This window comes from Pedobacter anseongensis (assembly GCF_037482965.1).
GTDB classification, from domain to species: domain Bacteria; phylum Bacteroidota; class Bacteroidia; order Sphingobacteriales; family Sphingobacteriaceae; genus Pedobacter; species Pedobacter anseongensis.
This window is the reverse complement of sequence record NZ_JBBHKB010000006.1, coordinates 26100-41979: the sequence shown is the minus strand read 5'-3', so window position 1 is coordinate 41979 and position 15880 is coordinate 26100. Positions and strand designations below refer to the sequence as shown.

The 15880-nt window shown below is 39.3% G+C and carries 18 protein-coding genes and 1 pseudogene; all 19 read right to left on the bottom strand.

Annotated features, from left to right (window positions below; translation table 11 throughout):
- Positions 1–8 precede the first annotated feature (8 nt).
- Positions 9–200, bottom strand: a complete 192-nt coding sequence (locus WG904_RS19260) for a hypothetical protein (protein WP_339580985.1) — start codon at positions 198–200, stop codon at positions 9–11.
- Complete coding sequence (locus WG904_RS19255; RefSeq protein ID WP_339580984.1) at positions 197–1120, bottom strand: hypothetical protein; 924 nt, start codon at positions 1118–1120, stop codon at positions 197–199. The genes WG904_RS19260 and WG904_RS19255 overlap by 4 nt, the downstream gene beginning before the upstream one ends.
- A gap of 65 nt (positions 1121–1185) precedes the next feature.
- Entirely contained in the window at positions 1186–3225 is a 2040-nt protein-coding gene (gene mobC, locus WG904_RS19250) for a conjugal transfer protein MobC (RefSeq protein ID WP_339580983.1), read from the bottom strand.
- Entirely contained in the window at positions 3222–4466 is a 1245-nt protein-coding gene (locus WG904_RS19245; protein ID WP_339580982.1) for a relaxase/mobilization nuclease domain-containing protein, read from the bottom strand. Before WG904_RS19245 ends, mobC begins: the two co-directional genes overlap by 4 nt.
- Positions 4448–4858, bottom strand: coding sequence for a mobilization protein (locus WG904_RS19240; protein ID WP_339580981.1), 411 nt, complete (start codon positions 4856–4858; stop codon positions 4448–4450). Before WG904_RS19240 ends, WG904_RS19245 begins: the two co-directional genes overlap by 19 nt.
- Before the next feature lie 143 nt (positions 4859–5001).
- Positions 5002–5295, bottom strand: a complete 294-nt coding sequence (locus WG904_RS19235; RefSeq protein WP_339580980.1) for a hypothetical protein — start codon at positions 5293–5295, stop codon at positions 5002–5004.
- On the bottom strand, positions 5292–5570 hold the full coding sequence (locus WG904_RS19230; RefSeq protein ID WP_339580979.1) for a helix-turn-helix domain-containing protein: 279 nt from the start codon (positions 5568–5570) through the stop codon (positions 5292–5294). Before WG904_RS19230 ends, WG904_RS19235 begins: the two co-directional genes overlap by 4 nt.
- A gap of 204 nt (positions 5571–5774) precedes the next feature.
- Positions 5775–6998 (bottom strand): site-specific integrase, encoded by a 1224-nt coding sequence (locus tag WG904_RS19225; protein WP_339580978.1) that lies wholly within the window; start codon positions 6996–6998, stop codon positions 5775–5777.
- Between the two features lie 454 nt (positions 6999–7452).
- Complete coding sequence (gene istB / locus WG904_RS19220; protein WP_339580977.1) at positions 7453–8202, bottom strand: IS21-like element helper ATPase IstB; 750 nt, start codon at positions 8200–8202, stop codon at positions 7453–7455.
- Between the two features lie 11 nt (positions 8203–8213).
- The gene (istA, locus tag WG904_RS19215; RefSeq protein ID WP_339580976.1) at positions 8214–9764 is read right to left on the bottom strand and encodes an IS21 family transposase; all 1551 of its coding nucleotides are present in this window, start codon (positions 9762–9764) and stop codon (positions 8214–8216) included.
- 117 nt (positions 9765–9881) lie between these two features.
- Positions 9882–10361: a hypothetical protein gene (locus WG904_RS19210; RefSeq protein WP_339580975.1), complete on the bottom strand. Its 480-nt coding sequence runs from the start codon at positions 10359–10361 to the stop codon at positions 9882–9884.
- A gap of 138 nt (positions 10362–10499) precedes the next feature.
- Positions 10500–10856, bottom strand: a pseudogene (locus WG904_RS19205) (RteC domain-containing protein); the annotation flags it as partial.
- A 254-nt stretch (positions 10857–11110) separates the two neighbouring features.
- The gene (locus tag WG904_RS19200; protein ID WP_339580974.1) at positions 11111–12028 is read right to left on the bottom strand and encodes an alpha/beta hydrolase; all 918 of its coding nucleotides are present in this window, start codon (positions 12026–12028) and stop codon (positions 11111–11113) included.
- Between the two features lie 91 nt (positions 12029–12119).
- The gene (locus WG904_RS19195) at positions 12120–12743 is read right to left on the bottom strand and encodes an NAD(P)-dependent oxidoreductase (RefSeq protein WP_339580973.1); all 624 of its coding nucleotides are present in this window, start codon (positions 12741–12743) and stop codon (positions 12120–12122) included.
- A gap of 4 nt (positions 12744–12747) precedes the next feature.
- Entirely contained in the window at positions 12748–13194 is a 447-nt protein-coding gene (locus WG904_RS19190; RefSeq protein ID WP_339580972.1) for an SRPBCC family protein, read from the bottom strand.
- Between the two features lies 1 nt (position 13195).
- Positions 13196–13771 (bottom strand): O-methyltransferase, encoded by a 576-nt coding sequence (locus tag WG904_RS19185; RefSeq protein WP_339580971.1) that lies wholly within the window; start codon positions 13769–13771, stop codon positions 13196–13198.
- A 166-nt stretch (positions 13772–13937) separates the two neighbouring features.
- Entirely contained in the window at positions 13938–14786 is an 849-nt protein-coding gene (locus WG904_RS19180; RefSeq protein ID WP_339580970.1) for a helix-turn-helix domain-containing protein, read from the bottom strand.
- Positions 14787–14867: 81 nt separating this feature from the next.
- Positions 14868–15224 (bottom strand): L-rhamnose mutarotase, encoded by a 357-nt coding sequence (locus WG904_RS19175; protein WP_339580969.1) that lies wholly within the window; start codon positions 15222–15224, stop codon positions 14868–14870.
- A gap of 73 nt (positions 15225–15297) precedes the next feature.
- Complete coding sequence (locus tag WG904_RS19170) at positions 15298–15813, bottom strand: MaoC family dehydratase (protein ID WP_339580968.1); 516 nt, start codon at positions 15811–15813, stop codon at positions 15298–15300.
- Positions 15814–15880: the final 67 nt, after the last annotated feature.

Genomic DNA, 15880 nt, shown 5'->3' with positions numbered 1-15880 from the left:
TCGTTATACTAATTCATAAAGCTAAAATAATTTTTTCTGGTTGCCCATATCAACATCAGGCGTTCCGGAACGGAAGAGCCGAGATCAGAAAAAGCAAAGCCCTTATCTATGCCTGCCATATAAGCAAGAAGCAAGAACCGAAGGTTTTGCAGGCCACGATGTGCAGCAGCGGTATAAACAAATTGATAGGCAGCCATCATTTAGATTTGTCCTTATAAATGATATTCTGCCATTCTTCTGGAGATCGCGATACGAGCTTTTGATGATTAAGAAAAACGCCTTGAGCATAACTCTTGTCTTGCCAACATATCTCTATAATTTTTTTAATATTATCCTTCTTAATTTCAATTCCACGGGGTCGGTATATCATGCCTTTTTTTATACTTTGAGGCTTATCAAGCACAAGGTAAAATGTAAGACTATTAATGATTATTTTCATAAACTTTAGCATATCTCCTCGCACGGTAAAACTGAAACTGATGTAGTTGTAATGCTGTATTATATTACTTTCCGCATCAACATACATCCCCCAACCCTCAGGAAATGGTTTATCTTTGAACAAGATATCTGTATAGATTTCGAGAAGCTGGCAATTCACTTTGGTGTCGCCTGCAACGATTTGATTTGAAGATATAAATGTACAAGCTGTCTTTAACAGCCATTTTTCCAGATCTTCTCCACAGAAAATATTGAATTCATTATTGGGCATTTCAATCTGAAAACCTTTATCATACTCGTTAATTGTCCTGTGAAATTTTCCCATTTCGTTATCAAAAGGAGACAATAACGCATTATGGCGCTCGCATAGGACATTCGCGACAAAAGCTTTTTTAGCAACCTGTGTAATTTCGCCCTGTGGCCGCCACGCCAGGCCGCCAATATTTACGGCATTCGCATCACCAAGATTATTTAAGATGAATTCGGAAATATAATGTTCGCCAGAAATCTTCGAAGAACAATCATTGGTATGTTTAGCATAACATTTACTATGTGAGTAACCCGTTATACTATTTAAAGGTGCTAGAATACTTGGCTTTTTATTCCACAGCCCTCCTGACAAGCAGCAAAATTTTGCCTTTTTACCACTTTGGCATGGACAGGCTTGGTAGGGATCGAACATAATCGGAATAAATAATGAATTCGTTAAGCTAGGTATTCTCAATTAAAAAGAAAAGAACGAAAAAACTAAAACGACTGCGCCTGCTCCTCACCCTTCGCTTTCTTCGGTCTAGAATTCGTCCTTTTCCTGGTTTCTTTCACTTCAGCCTTCACCTCCTGTTTGGCACATTCGGTTTTTAACAGCTCAAAAATCTCCCGCTTGATCTGTTTATAATTTTCTTCCACCATTTCAGCGGTCACCTTTTTAACCATCGGAATATCTTTATAACCCTTTTCCTCAATAGCAATCGCCTCATGGTCATTCTGGATTTCAGCATGGAACATCTTCAGCTTGATTTTCTGCTCGGGATTATCCGCCACCACGCCCACAAATTCACCTGAAGACAAGGTTGCAATTTTGCTTGCTGGTATGGCATAGTCCATTTGCGTCGCACGAGTGATCGAGGTATCCGAAGAATTGATGCTCATCGAATCCTTTCTTTGTGAAATCTTGCCAAAATTCTCCGAGAGCTGTTTTGCCGTATCCCCTGTCACCTGCCCAGAGATCACGTTGCCCACGATCCCAGTGATCACGTCCGCCTGTTCCGAGCCATAGTCCTTGGTCAGCTGCGAGAAATCCTGAACCGCAAGGCAGGTTGAAACCTTATTGCTTCTTGCCGTAGCAATCAAGGAATCCATATTATTGAAATAGATTGTCGGAAACTCATCGAACACCAAAGAGGATTTCAGTTTTTCCTTCTGGTTTACCAGCTTGATCATCCTAGAAATGTAGAGCGAAAGCACCGCCCCATATACCTGCAATTTCTGCGGATTATTCCCCACGCAGACAATCTTTGGCTCCAAAGGATTATTCACATCCAATGTAAAATCGTTCCCGCTCAACACATAATATAACTGTGGCGAAGATAATCTTGCCAGTCCGATCTTGGCTGATGCGATCTGCCCCTCAAGCTGAGCCATCGCATTATTCAGGTACGCCGAAACAAAGGGATTGATCAAAACCTTAATCTCTTCTTGGGTCTTTAGCACTGCAAAAAGCGGATCATAGTCCGACTGCATCAGCTCGATCACATGCGGCAAAGTACAATACCTGCCATCTTCGTACTTTCTCAAATACCAGATACAGGCCGTTAAAAAATTGATCGGGGATTCCACAAAGAAGTCCCCCTGCTTTTTGATCCAGTCGCGGTTCAGCCCCAACATAATAGTTCTGGATGCCTCGGTCGCATCGGTAATGTCCTCCATTGCCTGCGGATCCAAAGGGTTGCACCTGTGCGTGCGGTTCAGGTCATCAAAATTGATCACAAAGAACTTCGGTTTTATCTTATAATTTCCAGCATATTTAAGCAGTTTGTTAAAAGCAATTTTGGAAAGGTCATCGAACTTGAAATCATAGATGAACATCGAAAAGCCCTTGCGGATATGCTGGTCGATAATATGGCGGATAACAAAATAACTCTTACCCGCACCCGGTGTTCCTGCCACAAGCAATCCACGAAAAGGGTTGATGATATTGATCCAGCTGTCACGGAGCAGTTTGCCCAACCGATATTTTGCGGGTAGGTTAATGGAAAACTCGTTCTCTAGCAATCTTTCCTCCTGCGGAAAGGTCTCGTTCTCCTCATTGAAGATATCGGTACCGAATTTATCCTTTAGAAGCCTAGACAATTGCCCGCCGCCTGTCAGGATCAATAAATATCCAACAGACGTTAATCCGATATAAGCAATGGCAATAATAGTTTTGGAGCTGGGCAGAAGGCTGGGCAGAAAAAAGCAAAGCGTGCTTGCAAAGTACAGACCAGCGCCAAACAAAAGATAAATTAAAATCGGCTTCAGCAGAATCTTCTCGTCCTTCTTGCCCTTCACCCCGACCAAAGAAACCACCAGTAAAAGCAAAGCCGCCAGCTTTGCCCTAAACAGTCCTTCAAACAAACCGGTCCTAGCAATGTTCCCAACGATCCTGTCAGTTATCCCTGCCGTCCATTCCCATGTAGCAAAAACCTGGTAACAGGCGATGTAAAAATGGATCGCCAGAATAAAAATGCTGAGCAACCTTGTAAAATCAATGATCTTGCGCAGTCCCTGCACATCCTCTCCAGTATTCATAAGCTAAAATTTTGTGATTGTTCCTCCCCAGGTCTATTCTTCCTTTTCTTGCCGATGACCGTCGGGTCATCATAGTCTGCCTTTTCAAGCAGCCCATCCAACAAGCCCTCTTCTTCTTTGTCCGGCTTTCCGCCCAGCCCCACATACTTTTCCAAATAATTGCTCTGCACTTCTTTCCTTAAATAAACCTTCGGCACATCCCTATCTGAAAACATTCCTGTAATCGCCTTTGCAGCATAGGCTTTACTGATATCACTCCCGTTGAAAACTGTTCTATGCATATGGTCGACAAAGGTCAGTCCGTAAATTAGGCCAGCCTCATTTCTTCTCAGCACTAAGGCCACCTGCTCTTTTGCCAGCTCCCGCAACAAGGTTTCTTTCTTCACCAAACTGTAGCGATCCACAACAACGTCAATCCTTTCTTTGAGGCTCTGCTTAAAGGCTTTGCGTTTTTCGGCATTCCTATCAAACCTTTTCTCCAGATTTTTCATTGTGGCACCATTGTAAAAAGCGCTCGCCTTGAAAGAAACACCGACCGGATTTCCGTCAGAACCTGCAATAGAATAGACCAGTCCCTTTTTCTCGAACATGACCGAGTCTTCAAATCCACGATCTACGTGCACGTTGAACTGCGCGAGCACCGCCTTGTATTCCGCAAAAGAAGTGTATGCATAGTCCCGCATCACAGCCCCCGTGATATTTCCCAGCTGTTTTTTGGTTGGTGCCGTCCCATATTCGGCTACTTTCAGATAAGGCTCATTATTCAGTTTCCTTCCCTGCGCTTTGACCAGTCCAAACTTCTCCTCGAGCTCTTTCCTTGCCGGCTCGGAAAGCCGCCATCCGATCTTGTTGGTAAAAATCGGCTTGCCGTCCCTTTGGATCCTGGTCGTTGCGATATGGATATGCGGATGGGCAGCATCCAGGTGCTGGTAGGCAATATAGGGCTGCTCGCCAAAACCGATCTTTTCCAGGTAAGCTGAAGTGATCTGCTGCATCTTTCCCATATCGAGCTGATCATCGGGATGAAAATTTAAAGTAATGTGCATCGCATTGCAGTTGATCCTTGGGCTCAACAGGTGCAGGGTCTCAAACCTGTAGAGCCTTTGCTGGTAATTGAGCCGCTCGATGTCCGTGGCAAAACCGCTTGCCATCAGCACTTTCGCCTCTCCCTTTTCTACCTTGTCCTCATTATAATGCAGGATCCCCCTGATCGATTTCCCTTCTACGATTTTTGCAACCATTTTTCCGCTAGTTTAGAAATCAGGGCAAACAGCCTTTCCATTTTGGCATCTGCCTTCAACAAAAGTTCCACCGTCCTATCCGAATGGAATTGCTTCTCGGCCGGCGATTTCACCGCATTGAAATAGCGGGTCTGCTGGTTGATGTTGATCCCTATGCTCTTTAGTTCCTTTCTGATTAGTGCCAGTTCCTCCATGGGTCCGTTCAAAGAAACATCCCTATAAAAACAGTTGATCCTACCACCCGTCAGGATCTTCCTTGCCACTTCGCCGATGGATTTGCAACTGCTTTCAGCAAGCAGTTTTTCCAGCCGCTTATAGGTAGCATCGTTCACCCTTAAAATGATCGGATGGACCAAGATCTCTTCTCTCTCTGCTACTGGTTTTCTGGGCATATTGTGCTATCCATTAATACTGTTTTCAGGTTTTGCGAGTTCCGAAGCAAAACCCTCCGAGCTATCGGAGCAAGATATTTTCGTATACGAAAATCCATCTTGCTGCGAGCCCGCGCTTGCCCGAATCCGCTCGTTGTTTGCTATTAATCAATTGGGGCCAGTTTAAAAAGGCTTGCTTTGGTGGGGTGATATGACGGCTCATACCTGATCAGGCCAAGGGCGATCAAATCCTTAAGATAGCGGTGGTAGGCAGTTCTTCCGCGGATGTGCGCATGGGCCATGATCCGCGACCTGCTGCTGCGAAAACCAATTACAAGATTGCCCGAAAGGCTTGCAAAACAGACAGCCAAATAAAAGCTGATGTGCCATGCGGTTAACTTTTCTTTTTTACTGGAAACCTGTAAAAATCGTTGCACATGTAAAACGATATCGCTCATCTTTTTTTCGACTGATTGGCTGATAAAATCTTGTTAATGTCATCAAGCTTGTAATAGGGAATGCTGCCGATCTTGGAATAGGGCAGCGTACCATTGATCCGAAGCGTTTGCAAGGTGCCGGAAGAAATGTTTAGCAGTTTTCTCACGTCTTTGCTACGGAGCAGTTTCTGCTGTTTTTCCGCCTGCTGTTTGGGAAGAAGTTTTTGCAGTTCTGCAAAGAGCTGTGTTTTGAAAAGTTCCAGGTCGTCTTTGGTAATAAGGTCCAGTGCTGTCATAATCTTGGATTTAATTCTTCCAAAATTTGCCATTAGCGTTTGGGCCATTTGACAATCACATGGGGAGGCGTTAACGAAAAGATTAAAAAAAAGAAAGCGGGAACGATCTTTTCGACCATTCCCGCTCATCTAAATTAACGCTCTCCATTATAAGACGCTCATGCGTTCGCTTTATTGCATCATCATAAATTTATTTTTGAGGTATTACCTGAATTTTCTGAGCTTGTTGTTCAGTTCCCGCATATCCCTGCCGATTTTTTCATCGAGCACCTTTGCATAATGCTGCGTGGTTCGGATATCCTTATGTCCAAGCATTTTGGAAACCGTTTCTATGGGTACATTATTGGATAGGGTAACTGTGGTTGCAAAGGTGTGCCTTGCGATATGAAAGGTGAGCACCTTTTTGATTTTACAGATATCTGCGATTTCCTTTAGGTAGGCATTCATTTTCTGGTTGCTTAGAATAGGCATCACCAAACCATCATGCTTGCATTCCAATCTATTTTTATATTTATCCATCAGTTTTTTAGGAATATCGAGCAAGGGGATATTCGATGAATTATCGTTTTTCTCCCTAGAGGTAAAGATCCAAAGCTCGCCATCATCGCCAATCCCGATTTCGCTTCGCTGGAGTTTTTTGACATCCGCATAAGAAAGGCCAGTATAACAGCTAAAAACAAAAATATCCCTCACCAATTCCAGACGTGGCATTTCCAGTTTCTTTTTATAGATGGTCTGAAGTTCATGCTTGGTCAGAAATTCCTTTTCCTTCGGTCTAGCCTTGTTCTTATAGAAAACAAAAGGATTGAACTCGATCCAGCGATGGGCAAGGCAAAGATTGATGATCTTGCGAAAGTGCTTCATGTATTTCGCTGTGGAGATATCGCTGATTTTTTTATCCGTACGCAAGAAAAATTCATAACCCGTGATAAAGGCATGGTCGATCTTGCAGATGTCGATATCCTTTGCCCTGAAATCTTTTTGCAAATAATCATTCAAATGGTTGACCGAAGATTTATAGCCTTTTAGGGTATTTGCCTTGAAACCAAGCCCGATAGAAGCTTCCATCTTGCGGTTGTGCTCGGCAAAAACTTCCATCAGATTATGCCGAACATCACCTTTTTTCAGGTATTTGTTCATCATGGCTTCTGGTGTAACATCAATCTGATTTCGGATGAGGTAGGTATGTATCTGTTCGACATTCCGCTCAATACCTTCTATATAGCTGTTAAGGGTCTTGGAAATTTCATTTACCCCCTTTGCTCGGTTGGCTGCTGAATTCCAGTTTTCCGGATCGATACTTCTTCCAATGGAAGCATCTTTTGCTATTAGATCTCCTGCGCTAATGCGCATGTAGATAAACTTTGGCCCATTTTGATAATTTTTGGGCTTCTTCAAATAGAAATGAAGAGAATAATTCTGACTCATAATTCTAGTCTTTTAAAGTGAAACAAAACTAGCAATGCAGCCTAAAAACGTCAAGATGTACCTAGTGAGTACTAGTTGATAATCAGATGATTAACCCTCTAATAGTGAGTCCTAAATCTCTCAAAAGTGCGACTCACTGAAAGACTCACTGTTGGATTGGGATTTTACGCACTATTTGACCCGTTTGTAAAAACAAAAAAGGCTCCAAACATATCGTTTGCAGCCTTTTTTACATTTTGATAATTAAATCCGTAGCCCAAAAACTACAAAACTCGAACTCTTTTATGGATGATTTGATGCTTTCAGCAACTATTGGAGATGATCCGCTAGCATGTGTATATTCCGATGAAAATGACCATGTAATTCCGTGGCAAACTGACCAGTGCTTAAGCTGGCAAAAGGGGTTGAAACATGCCTTATGATCTTTGATAAAAGTAATAATTATTTTAAAGATTTATGAGTGATTTTTTGGTGGTTCCTGATTCCTTTTTTTTCTCATCGATTCCCCCTGTAGCTCCATTCTATGCGCATCATGAACGATACGATCCAGGATTGCATCAGCAATGGTTTTCTCCCCGATAAGTTCATGCCATTTGCCCACAGGAAGTTGGGAAGTGATGATCATAGAGGATTTACCATGCCTGTCCTCAATGATTTCCATCAGTGCGGCCCGGTTTTGGGCATCAAAGGGCTGGATACCAAAGTCATCGAGTATCAGTAACTGTTGCCTTTCTATTTTAAGGATTTCCTTACTATAGGATCCGTCAGCCTTGGCCATCTTCAATTTAGCGAATAATTTAGGAGTGCTGGCATAAAGTACTCTATAGCCTGAAAAGCAGGCCTGGTGGCCAATAGCTGAGGCTACATAGCTCTTTCCGATACCGGTGCTTCCGGTAATCAGCAGGTTTTCATTGCGGTCAATGAAGCTACATTCGGCAAGGCGCATCAACTGGTTCCTGTCGATATTTCGTTCTATATAGTGCTTTATCTCCTCTATGGTTGCTTTATAGCGGAAACGGGCATACAACAACTGTCGTTCTATACGTCTGTTCTGCCGGTAATCCCATTCGGCTTCCAATAGGTGGGCCAATAACTCATCGCCAGTATAACCATCAGTCTGCCCGCTCTCCAGGCTGCTTTTGAAAGCGTGGAACATGCCGAAGAATTTCATCGACCTCATTTTTTCTAAAGTGTTGGTGTTCATATATTATTTGTTTATTGATAATAATCTTCTCCCCTAATATTTTCATGGCTGGGCATAGGCAGTTCATCCGCAAAAAGATTATCCTGGTAACTGTCCATCTTGTTTTCCAGGATAGATTGTATGGTCTTATAGTTGTATATTCCATAGCCCAACGCCCTTCTGCAGGCCATCTGAAGCCGCTCGTTCCCTACTTTTCTGGAAAAGCTGAGTATCCCTATACAGGATTTGTAAGCTTGTTCGGGATGTTGTTTACGTTCCAGTATTTTTAGGATATATAGCCTTACATCCTCATGGATGGAGGAGGCCCAGCCCAGAAACTTCTCCGGTGTCCATTCTGCCACAAACCTGTGCGAGGTGGCCATGTGGTCCTTGTCGGTGCTATAGTTGTACGGGCTTTTGATACGTTTATGTATCGCTATACGCTCGTAATGGAAGAAAGCCTCTACTGTGGATCTGGAATATAACAGCTTTATCTTCTTCCCGATAAAGCGGTATGGCACACTATAATAATGTTTGTCTATGCCCAGGCAGACGTGGCCGTTCTTCATTACCGTAGCGTAACATTGTTTTTTGAGTTCGTAGGGAATCAGAGGGAGGGCAGAAAGGGCTCCCCGTTCTATCTCTTCAAACTGTAGACGCCGGCTGTAGTTACGACCTTTCAATAATTGGTTGTTATGTTCTTCCAGGCTTATCTTTATTGCGGCATTCAAGGATTCGATGGAGTGGAAAACCATCTTCCTCAAAGGAGCATAGACACGGGAATAGATGATCTTGACGGCTCCTTCTACCAAAGCCTTATCGCGGGGTTTATAGGCCCTGGCAGGCAATATTGTGGTGCCATAATGGTCGGCAAAATCTGAAAAGGCCTCGTTCAACAGAGGTTCATAACGGCTGCTCTTGGTCACTGCCGCTTTCAGGTTGTCCGGCACAATAGCTCCCGGCACCCCTCCGATATAATGGAAGGCATGGTCACAGGCCATGATAAAGTCCTCTTTCTGCTGGGTTGCCACCGCTTCTACATAAGTGAGCTGGCTGGCGCCAAGGATAGCGACGAATACCTCTACTGGGATCACTTCGCCGGTTTCCTCATTTACATAACTCAGCTTCTGGCCGGCAAAATCAACATACAGCATATCGCCCGCCTTATGGTCCATATGCATTACCGGGTTTACACGAAACTTCCATTGCTTATAATAGAGGCAGAACTGGCTGTAACGGTAGCCTTGGGGGAATTCTTTCAGGTAAGCCTCCCATAACATCTGCCGGTTTACCCCTGTACGCTTGAGTTCTTTGTCCATGGCAGGGAAACATCGTTGAAGGGCTTGCATACGGGAACTGGGGGGCTGCTCCCTGCTTTTTCCAAAAAGATCTTCCAGTTCCTTGTCATTAAGGGCGTTTACCTCATCAAAGCTAAAGCCTCCCTGATTGAAGGCAGAAATGTATTTCCTTACCGTATTACGGGAACAACCGCTCTGTACCGTAATGGACATGATGCTGCGCCCCTGATGGGACATCCTGAGGATTTGTCTTATCTTATTCATGCTGATTGTCGTATTGGCCATTTCTGAGATGTTAATCCCTCAAAAATAGGCTTGATCTTACAGCATCTTTCAACGTCCTTACCTGGTCACTTTCCAGCGGAATACACTGGTCAGTTTCTAACGGAATGACTGGTCAGTTTAAATCGGAATAGGGTGGTCAACTTCATCGGAATCTCCAGTATTTCTGATGTTTGGATATTTGGAACTGATCAGGGCAAACAGGGAAATGAAATCTTCTTTACCTCCGTTCTCTTTTTTCAGGATACTAAAAATGCTTTTTAACTCCTCCAATACATCAGGTACTAATCCTAACTGAATCTCTTTGTTGTCTTTTTCATCTGTAATTCCTCCTTTTTGTGCAAATCCGAAATTGCTCATGCTTATTTCACTAAGTCCTTCGGGTAATGCCTGTCTACCGATCAGATTATCCTGTTCATCATCTTCAAACTCTTCTTCCCATTCCCGCCGGAGCTTTTCAGGTGGCTGAGTATTGTTCCTGCCGGAAAGAAATTTGAAAAACTCACTGCGATAATAAAGCAGGATAATGACCACGTACCAGACGAGTGTAAAAATGAGTGCGGCAATCAGAAAATCCTGCCAGGTGAATTGTTGTAACATATTGCTTTGTTTAAACCTGACACTTCATTGTGGCAGGTTGACGAAAGCAAAGGTTGGCAGTCTAAAATCCTTCTTATCCCATATGGGATAAATAGTGTTTAAAACTGCTTACTAATGTCAAAACGGATTTTCTTCTACTTATCTTTTCCGCTTCCAATTATCTTCGTCATCCATTTTCTGCAAGATTGCTTTCTGCATCTGCTCGGTAAAGTGGGTCTTACTTAAACGTTTTCTTTTTTTCATATCATCAAAACCCTTTTTAGGTACGCCAAGATTTATCCCAAAGAACTCACCTAATACTTCAAAAAACTCAACAATACCAATCTTTCCTTTTTCTACCTGGCAGTTTAGATAGATACCATAAGCTATCTCGATCAAGTGAATTACTTCTCCAGTCCATTTTAAAGTTCTGTTTACTTTGTTTCTGGATTTAGAGGGTTCCAAAGCTTCCAGTTGCATAAAAATGTAATGGTAGAGCAACTCATCGGCTTTGAACCGAGCAAATTTTTATGCGCAGTTACAGCCTTTTTCATATTTAATGTATAATTACTTTATGATTTCTAAGTACATCTTTCAAAACGTAAAAAAATTATAAGGGTCTTAGTTCAAAAGACAAAAATTTGAGACCTTTAATTTTTTTTAATTATAGGAATTATGTATTGATGATTAATAATATTGCAATGTTAAGGTTCCTAAATATGCGCCAATTTTAAATTACACTAATTAATGAGCGATAATGGAATTTTGCATTATTGCACTTCATTCTTATTAAACCACTTTGCGATTTCATTTACTGACCTGCCTATTATTATCTGATCGTCATAAAACTGAAAGTGGACAGTTTTATCAATCCATACTGATTTTTTATTAGTCGTTGAAATTGAATTAAAAATCTTCTTCGCATATAAATAACCTCCATCGCTTAATTCTCCATGTACAACTAACGTAGGTTTGGTTACTTTTTCTGCGACTTCTAAAGCATTAAAATTTAATGTTTCCAATTCACTCATTGCAGCTACCTTATTTTGCCATCCACCACGATAGCTAAAATACGGAGCCTTATTTTCCCAAGGATAATACCAGTCGTAAATTGCTATTGGTGGCAGTAACTGTTCAGTTCCAGTTTTATTTACAATATTGATATACTCTACTTCGCCGGTATTCTCGAATTTATCTTTAGCTAATTTGGCTCTTCTTAAATGATTGTTAAAAATTGTGTCATTACCTAACAGTTGCACCATATTCTCTTTTATGAGGTAATTACCTGAAATTAATGCAAGTGATTTAACTCTACTATCATCAATACTGACTTGCATCATTTCATTTGTGCCATTACAAATTCCCAATAAAAAGATCTTATTAGTGTCAACATCCTTTCTTCCAGTAAGGTAATCTATAGCAGCTTTGACATCCTGTTCTTTCTTCTTCAAGCTTTCAAACTGCCTTGGCTCACCATCGCTTTGTCCATAACCTCTGGCGTCAAAACATAAAGCGACGAAACCCTTTTCGGCCAACTTAGTAGCGTACTGAATAGGAGATTGTTCTTTAACTGAACATATTGGACCTAAAATAACGACAGCAGGTTTTTTATGGGCATTAGTTTTAGCACATAAAATCCCTTTTATATTCTGATTTTCACTTTTGAAGTTTACTTTCTCATTTTTCATAGGTTCCTCCATTTGTTTATATGATTTATTACATGAGACAAACTCTATGAACAAAAAAATAATAGTGATAAAATGCTTTGACCTCATATAATTATGCGTTAACTAAACCAATTCGTGTTTTATTAAATTTTTTCTCAGTAATTTCTTTTGCGATAAAAAAACCAACGTTTCCAGCTGAAACCTGAATTTTATCTGATAAAGGAAAATAAGTATCGCGATATAAATAATTTCCATCAGAATCTCCAGGAACTACCCACGTAGGGCAGATCATTAAAAAATTTATGTCAAGTGGAAATAAATTGCAAAATGCCTCCCAATGATCAGCTCTTTGATTTTTTAACTTTTCATTATCGTTGTCACTTTCTTTCATCAACGTATTTTCGGTTAAAAGCATTAATCCAGCACCGAATACCACAATCAATCGTTGGCTATCTTTGATTGATTTAGATAGTATGCGTGTTAAAGGGCTAACAATTTTTGTTGGGTCAGAATAGTTACGGTTTCCGACACTAGAAACAATGACTTCAAAACCTTCAATAACTTTTTTAATTTTCAATTCGTCTGTTAGCTCTCCAGTAACTACATTAACATTTTCTATTTCATAACTTGGCTGCCGAATATATACAGTTACATTATTTCCCACTTTTATATTTTCTTTTACAATTTGTCGTCCCATTAAACCTGTTGCTCCAAAAACAATTACTTTTTTGCTCATACTATTATTCTTCTAAGTCTATATAATTTTTAAACTCTTCAAAACTTACGGGTATGCGATCCTTAAAGCTTTTTGCAATAGGGATTTGAAGAAGCTTTCCAATTCCTTTGGGATTAAAAAAAACTGTTTGGGTAATTTTAGTTTTACCATCAGAATTTTCAAGTTTATAGTTGTGCCGAAACTCTCCTAAATATATAATATTAAACATCTTTAATTTTGAATAATGGGTAAACTCTTGGTTGGGTATAATATTTTCAAAATAAACTTTTGCCTTCCCAGAACCTTTAAATTTTCCTGTCATTACTGTACCGTTTTTTATGGTACCTTTTGGTTCAGTATGAACTTCTAAATACAAGGTGTTCCATTTTAGTTGCTCTTCTGGATTTAGTAATTTTTCAAATACTTTATCAACTGAAGCTTTTACAATTGTACTTTCAGATATCTCTAACATATTACCTTAATTTTTTGCTCACAGAAATCCCTGCTGAAGTTGCTTTAATTATAGATGTTTCATAATTTCCTAATTCATCCAAATACTTAAAAAAGCTTCCGTTATCTCCATATCCATCAGTTACATTATGCATTGTATAAAAGCCCCCAACAAGTAGCTTTGGTGATGCTGCCTTAAAAAAAAGCAAGTAGCTTTCCTTTGGTTGTAACGTTAGAGTAGCATCAGAAAAAACAAAATCGAAGTCTTGATCTAAAGTTGGAATAACATGCAAAGCCTCGCCAAGCTTAGCATCTATTAAATGAGAAACCTCTGCTAATTCAAAGTTTTTAATAGCCTTTTTATAACGAGTTTCATCGTTTTCAATAGTTGTAACTTTTCCGCCAGTTTGTTGCATAGCATAAGCCAACCAAATAGTGGAATGCCCAGTTGAAGTACCAATTTCTAAAATAGATGTAAAATAGTTTTCAGTAACTAACTTATATAAGGCTTCACCATCGGCATAGGGGATATTCCAATCTTTCCAATGGTTTCTTTGTTGTTCTAAAAACTTTTTTATGGAATTTCCTGTAGCCATCATTTACATTGTTTAAAACACAATGTAAACTTAACATGAAGTAGTATGAGGTTGTTAGGACAAATGTGAGGGTTTTCGGCACTTAATTTTACTAGTTTCCACTTAAAAATCCTAAGTAGAACTAGAATCCATTCAACAAGAATAAGTGTTAATTATTGTGTGATAATAATTATCGCAAGTTTTTCCTTCTAAATTCTAAGGGTGAAGTCTTGGTGTGTTTCTTAAAATACCTCGAAAAATAACTACTGTCTTTAAAACTTAATTTATCGGTTATTTGAGATATTGTATCATCTGAAAATTGTAGTAACTGTTTGGCTTCTAAAATTATTCTTTCCTTAATAATGTCGCTAGCAGTCTTATTGCATATCGTCTTTACGTTACTATTTAAATAATGAGCTGTAACATTTAACATGTTAGCATATTCAGTTAAGGTTAATTTTTTAAAGAAATTTTGTTCTACTAAATTTCTAAATTCCTTAAAAACAACAATTTGATGTTGTGTATTTCGATCAATGTTTGTTTCCGAAAAGAATTTTTGAATTTTTTTTAATAGTACAAATAAAAGTGCTTGTATAATATCAGGTGATTTTTCTTTTATCAATAGATTAACAATTGGTTGCAGTATAGACGAATTTGCTTCATTTAACTTTAGGTATGGATTTATATATAAGTTGTCAAGATAACAGAGTTCAAAAAGAATTTTTTTATCTTGAAAAAGTTGAAGAAAGAAATCTTCAGAGAACATAACGCAATATCCTTTAATTCCTTTCCATTCTTCAAATAAATGCAACTGACCAGGTGAAATAAAAAATAATGTATCAGGTTCTATTTCATAATCTTTATAATCTATAGCATGTTTACTTTTCCCATGTGTAATCCATAGTACTTCATAAAAATCATGTTTATGCGGAAATGACACGTTTTGCGGTTCATCCATTTCTTCGAACCTGCTTACATCAAAATCCAATTGATCGTTAGACTGATTTAAAAGATCTGAAATAGAAATTGTTTTAAGCATTAGTGGCCATTATTAGTTATTGAGCAAGAGGTTAGATTTCTGTGCGGTTGGAAAAATTAAATAAAGATGCAAAATCTTATGTTATAAGATCTGATTGTTTAAGTTAAATATCCGAGTCATTAAGACCCAATGTTCATCTGGTTTAGCAAAAGGGATTTTTTTTTGAAATTTATGCATTATAGTAGCCCATTCTTTTTGACGTGGCAAAGTAGTCATTTTCGCAAAATCTCTTTTCAAATCGAAATCGGGAATGGTTTCTAATATCATTACCAGCCTGTCTCCTACTCTGTAAATATCCATTTCGAGAATACCACATTGCTTGATACCTTCTACTATCTCCGGCCAAATTACACCAGGTCTGTGATAATTTTCATACATGGCAATCAAATTTACATCATCCTTAAGATCAACTATAAAACAATATTTCTTGTTTAGCATATCTGATTAATTTAAAGTAGTCTACAAAAGACGAAATAACGTCTAAAATATTTAAACTTGATAGAATTTGGAATTACTCATTACTAGATGAAAAACTTTCTATACTTTTATATTTAACAGTTTGTATATGTTCACAATACAGTACCAACTCCCCATCATTCTTAAAAATTTCATAGCTTGCTCTATAAAGTCCCATATCTTTATATTTAGGTTGTTTTTCAAGATCAGTTTTTATGGTATATATTGTATCTCCAATAAAAACTGGTTTAATAAAACGCAACTTATCATATCCATAACTAAATGCGTTTACACAATTAGTAGCAACAAGCCCTAAACCTGCGCTAAATACAAAAGCACCAGCAATCAAACGTTTGCCAAATATCCCCTCTTCTTTTGCGAAAATTTCATCTGCAACGTAAGGGTGCATATCTAAAACAAGTGTGTTGAACTGCATACTTTCACCTTCTGTAATGGTCCGTCGAATAGAGCGTAAACGTTTGCCAATTACTATATCTTCATAAAACCAGTCTTCCGCATTCCAAACAGGAATATCTTTGTGTAAGGCGGGGTTTGCGTTCGGATTTTTCATTTTAAAATTTTTTATTTATAAATAGTCAGTTAAATCTAATTTGATATTATTTTTTTAAACTTTTTAC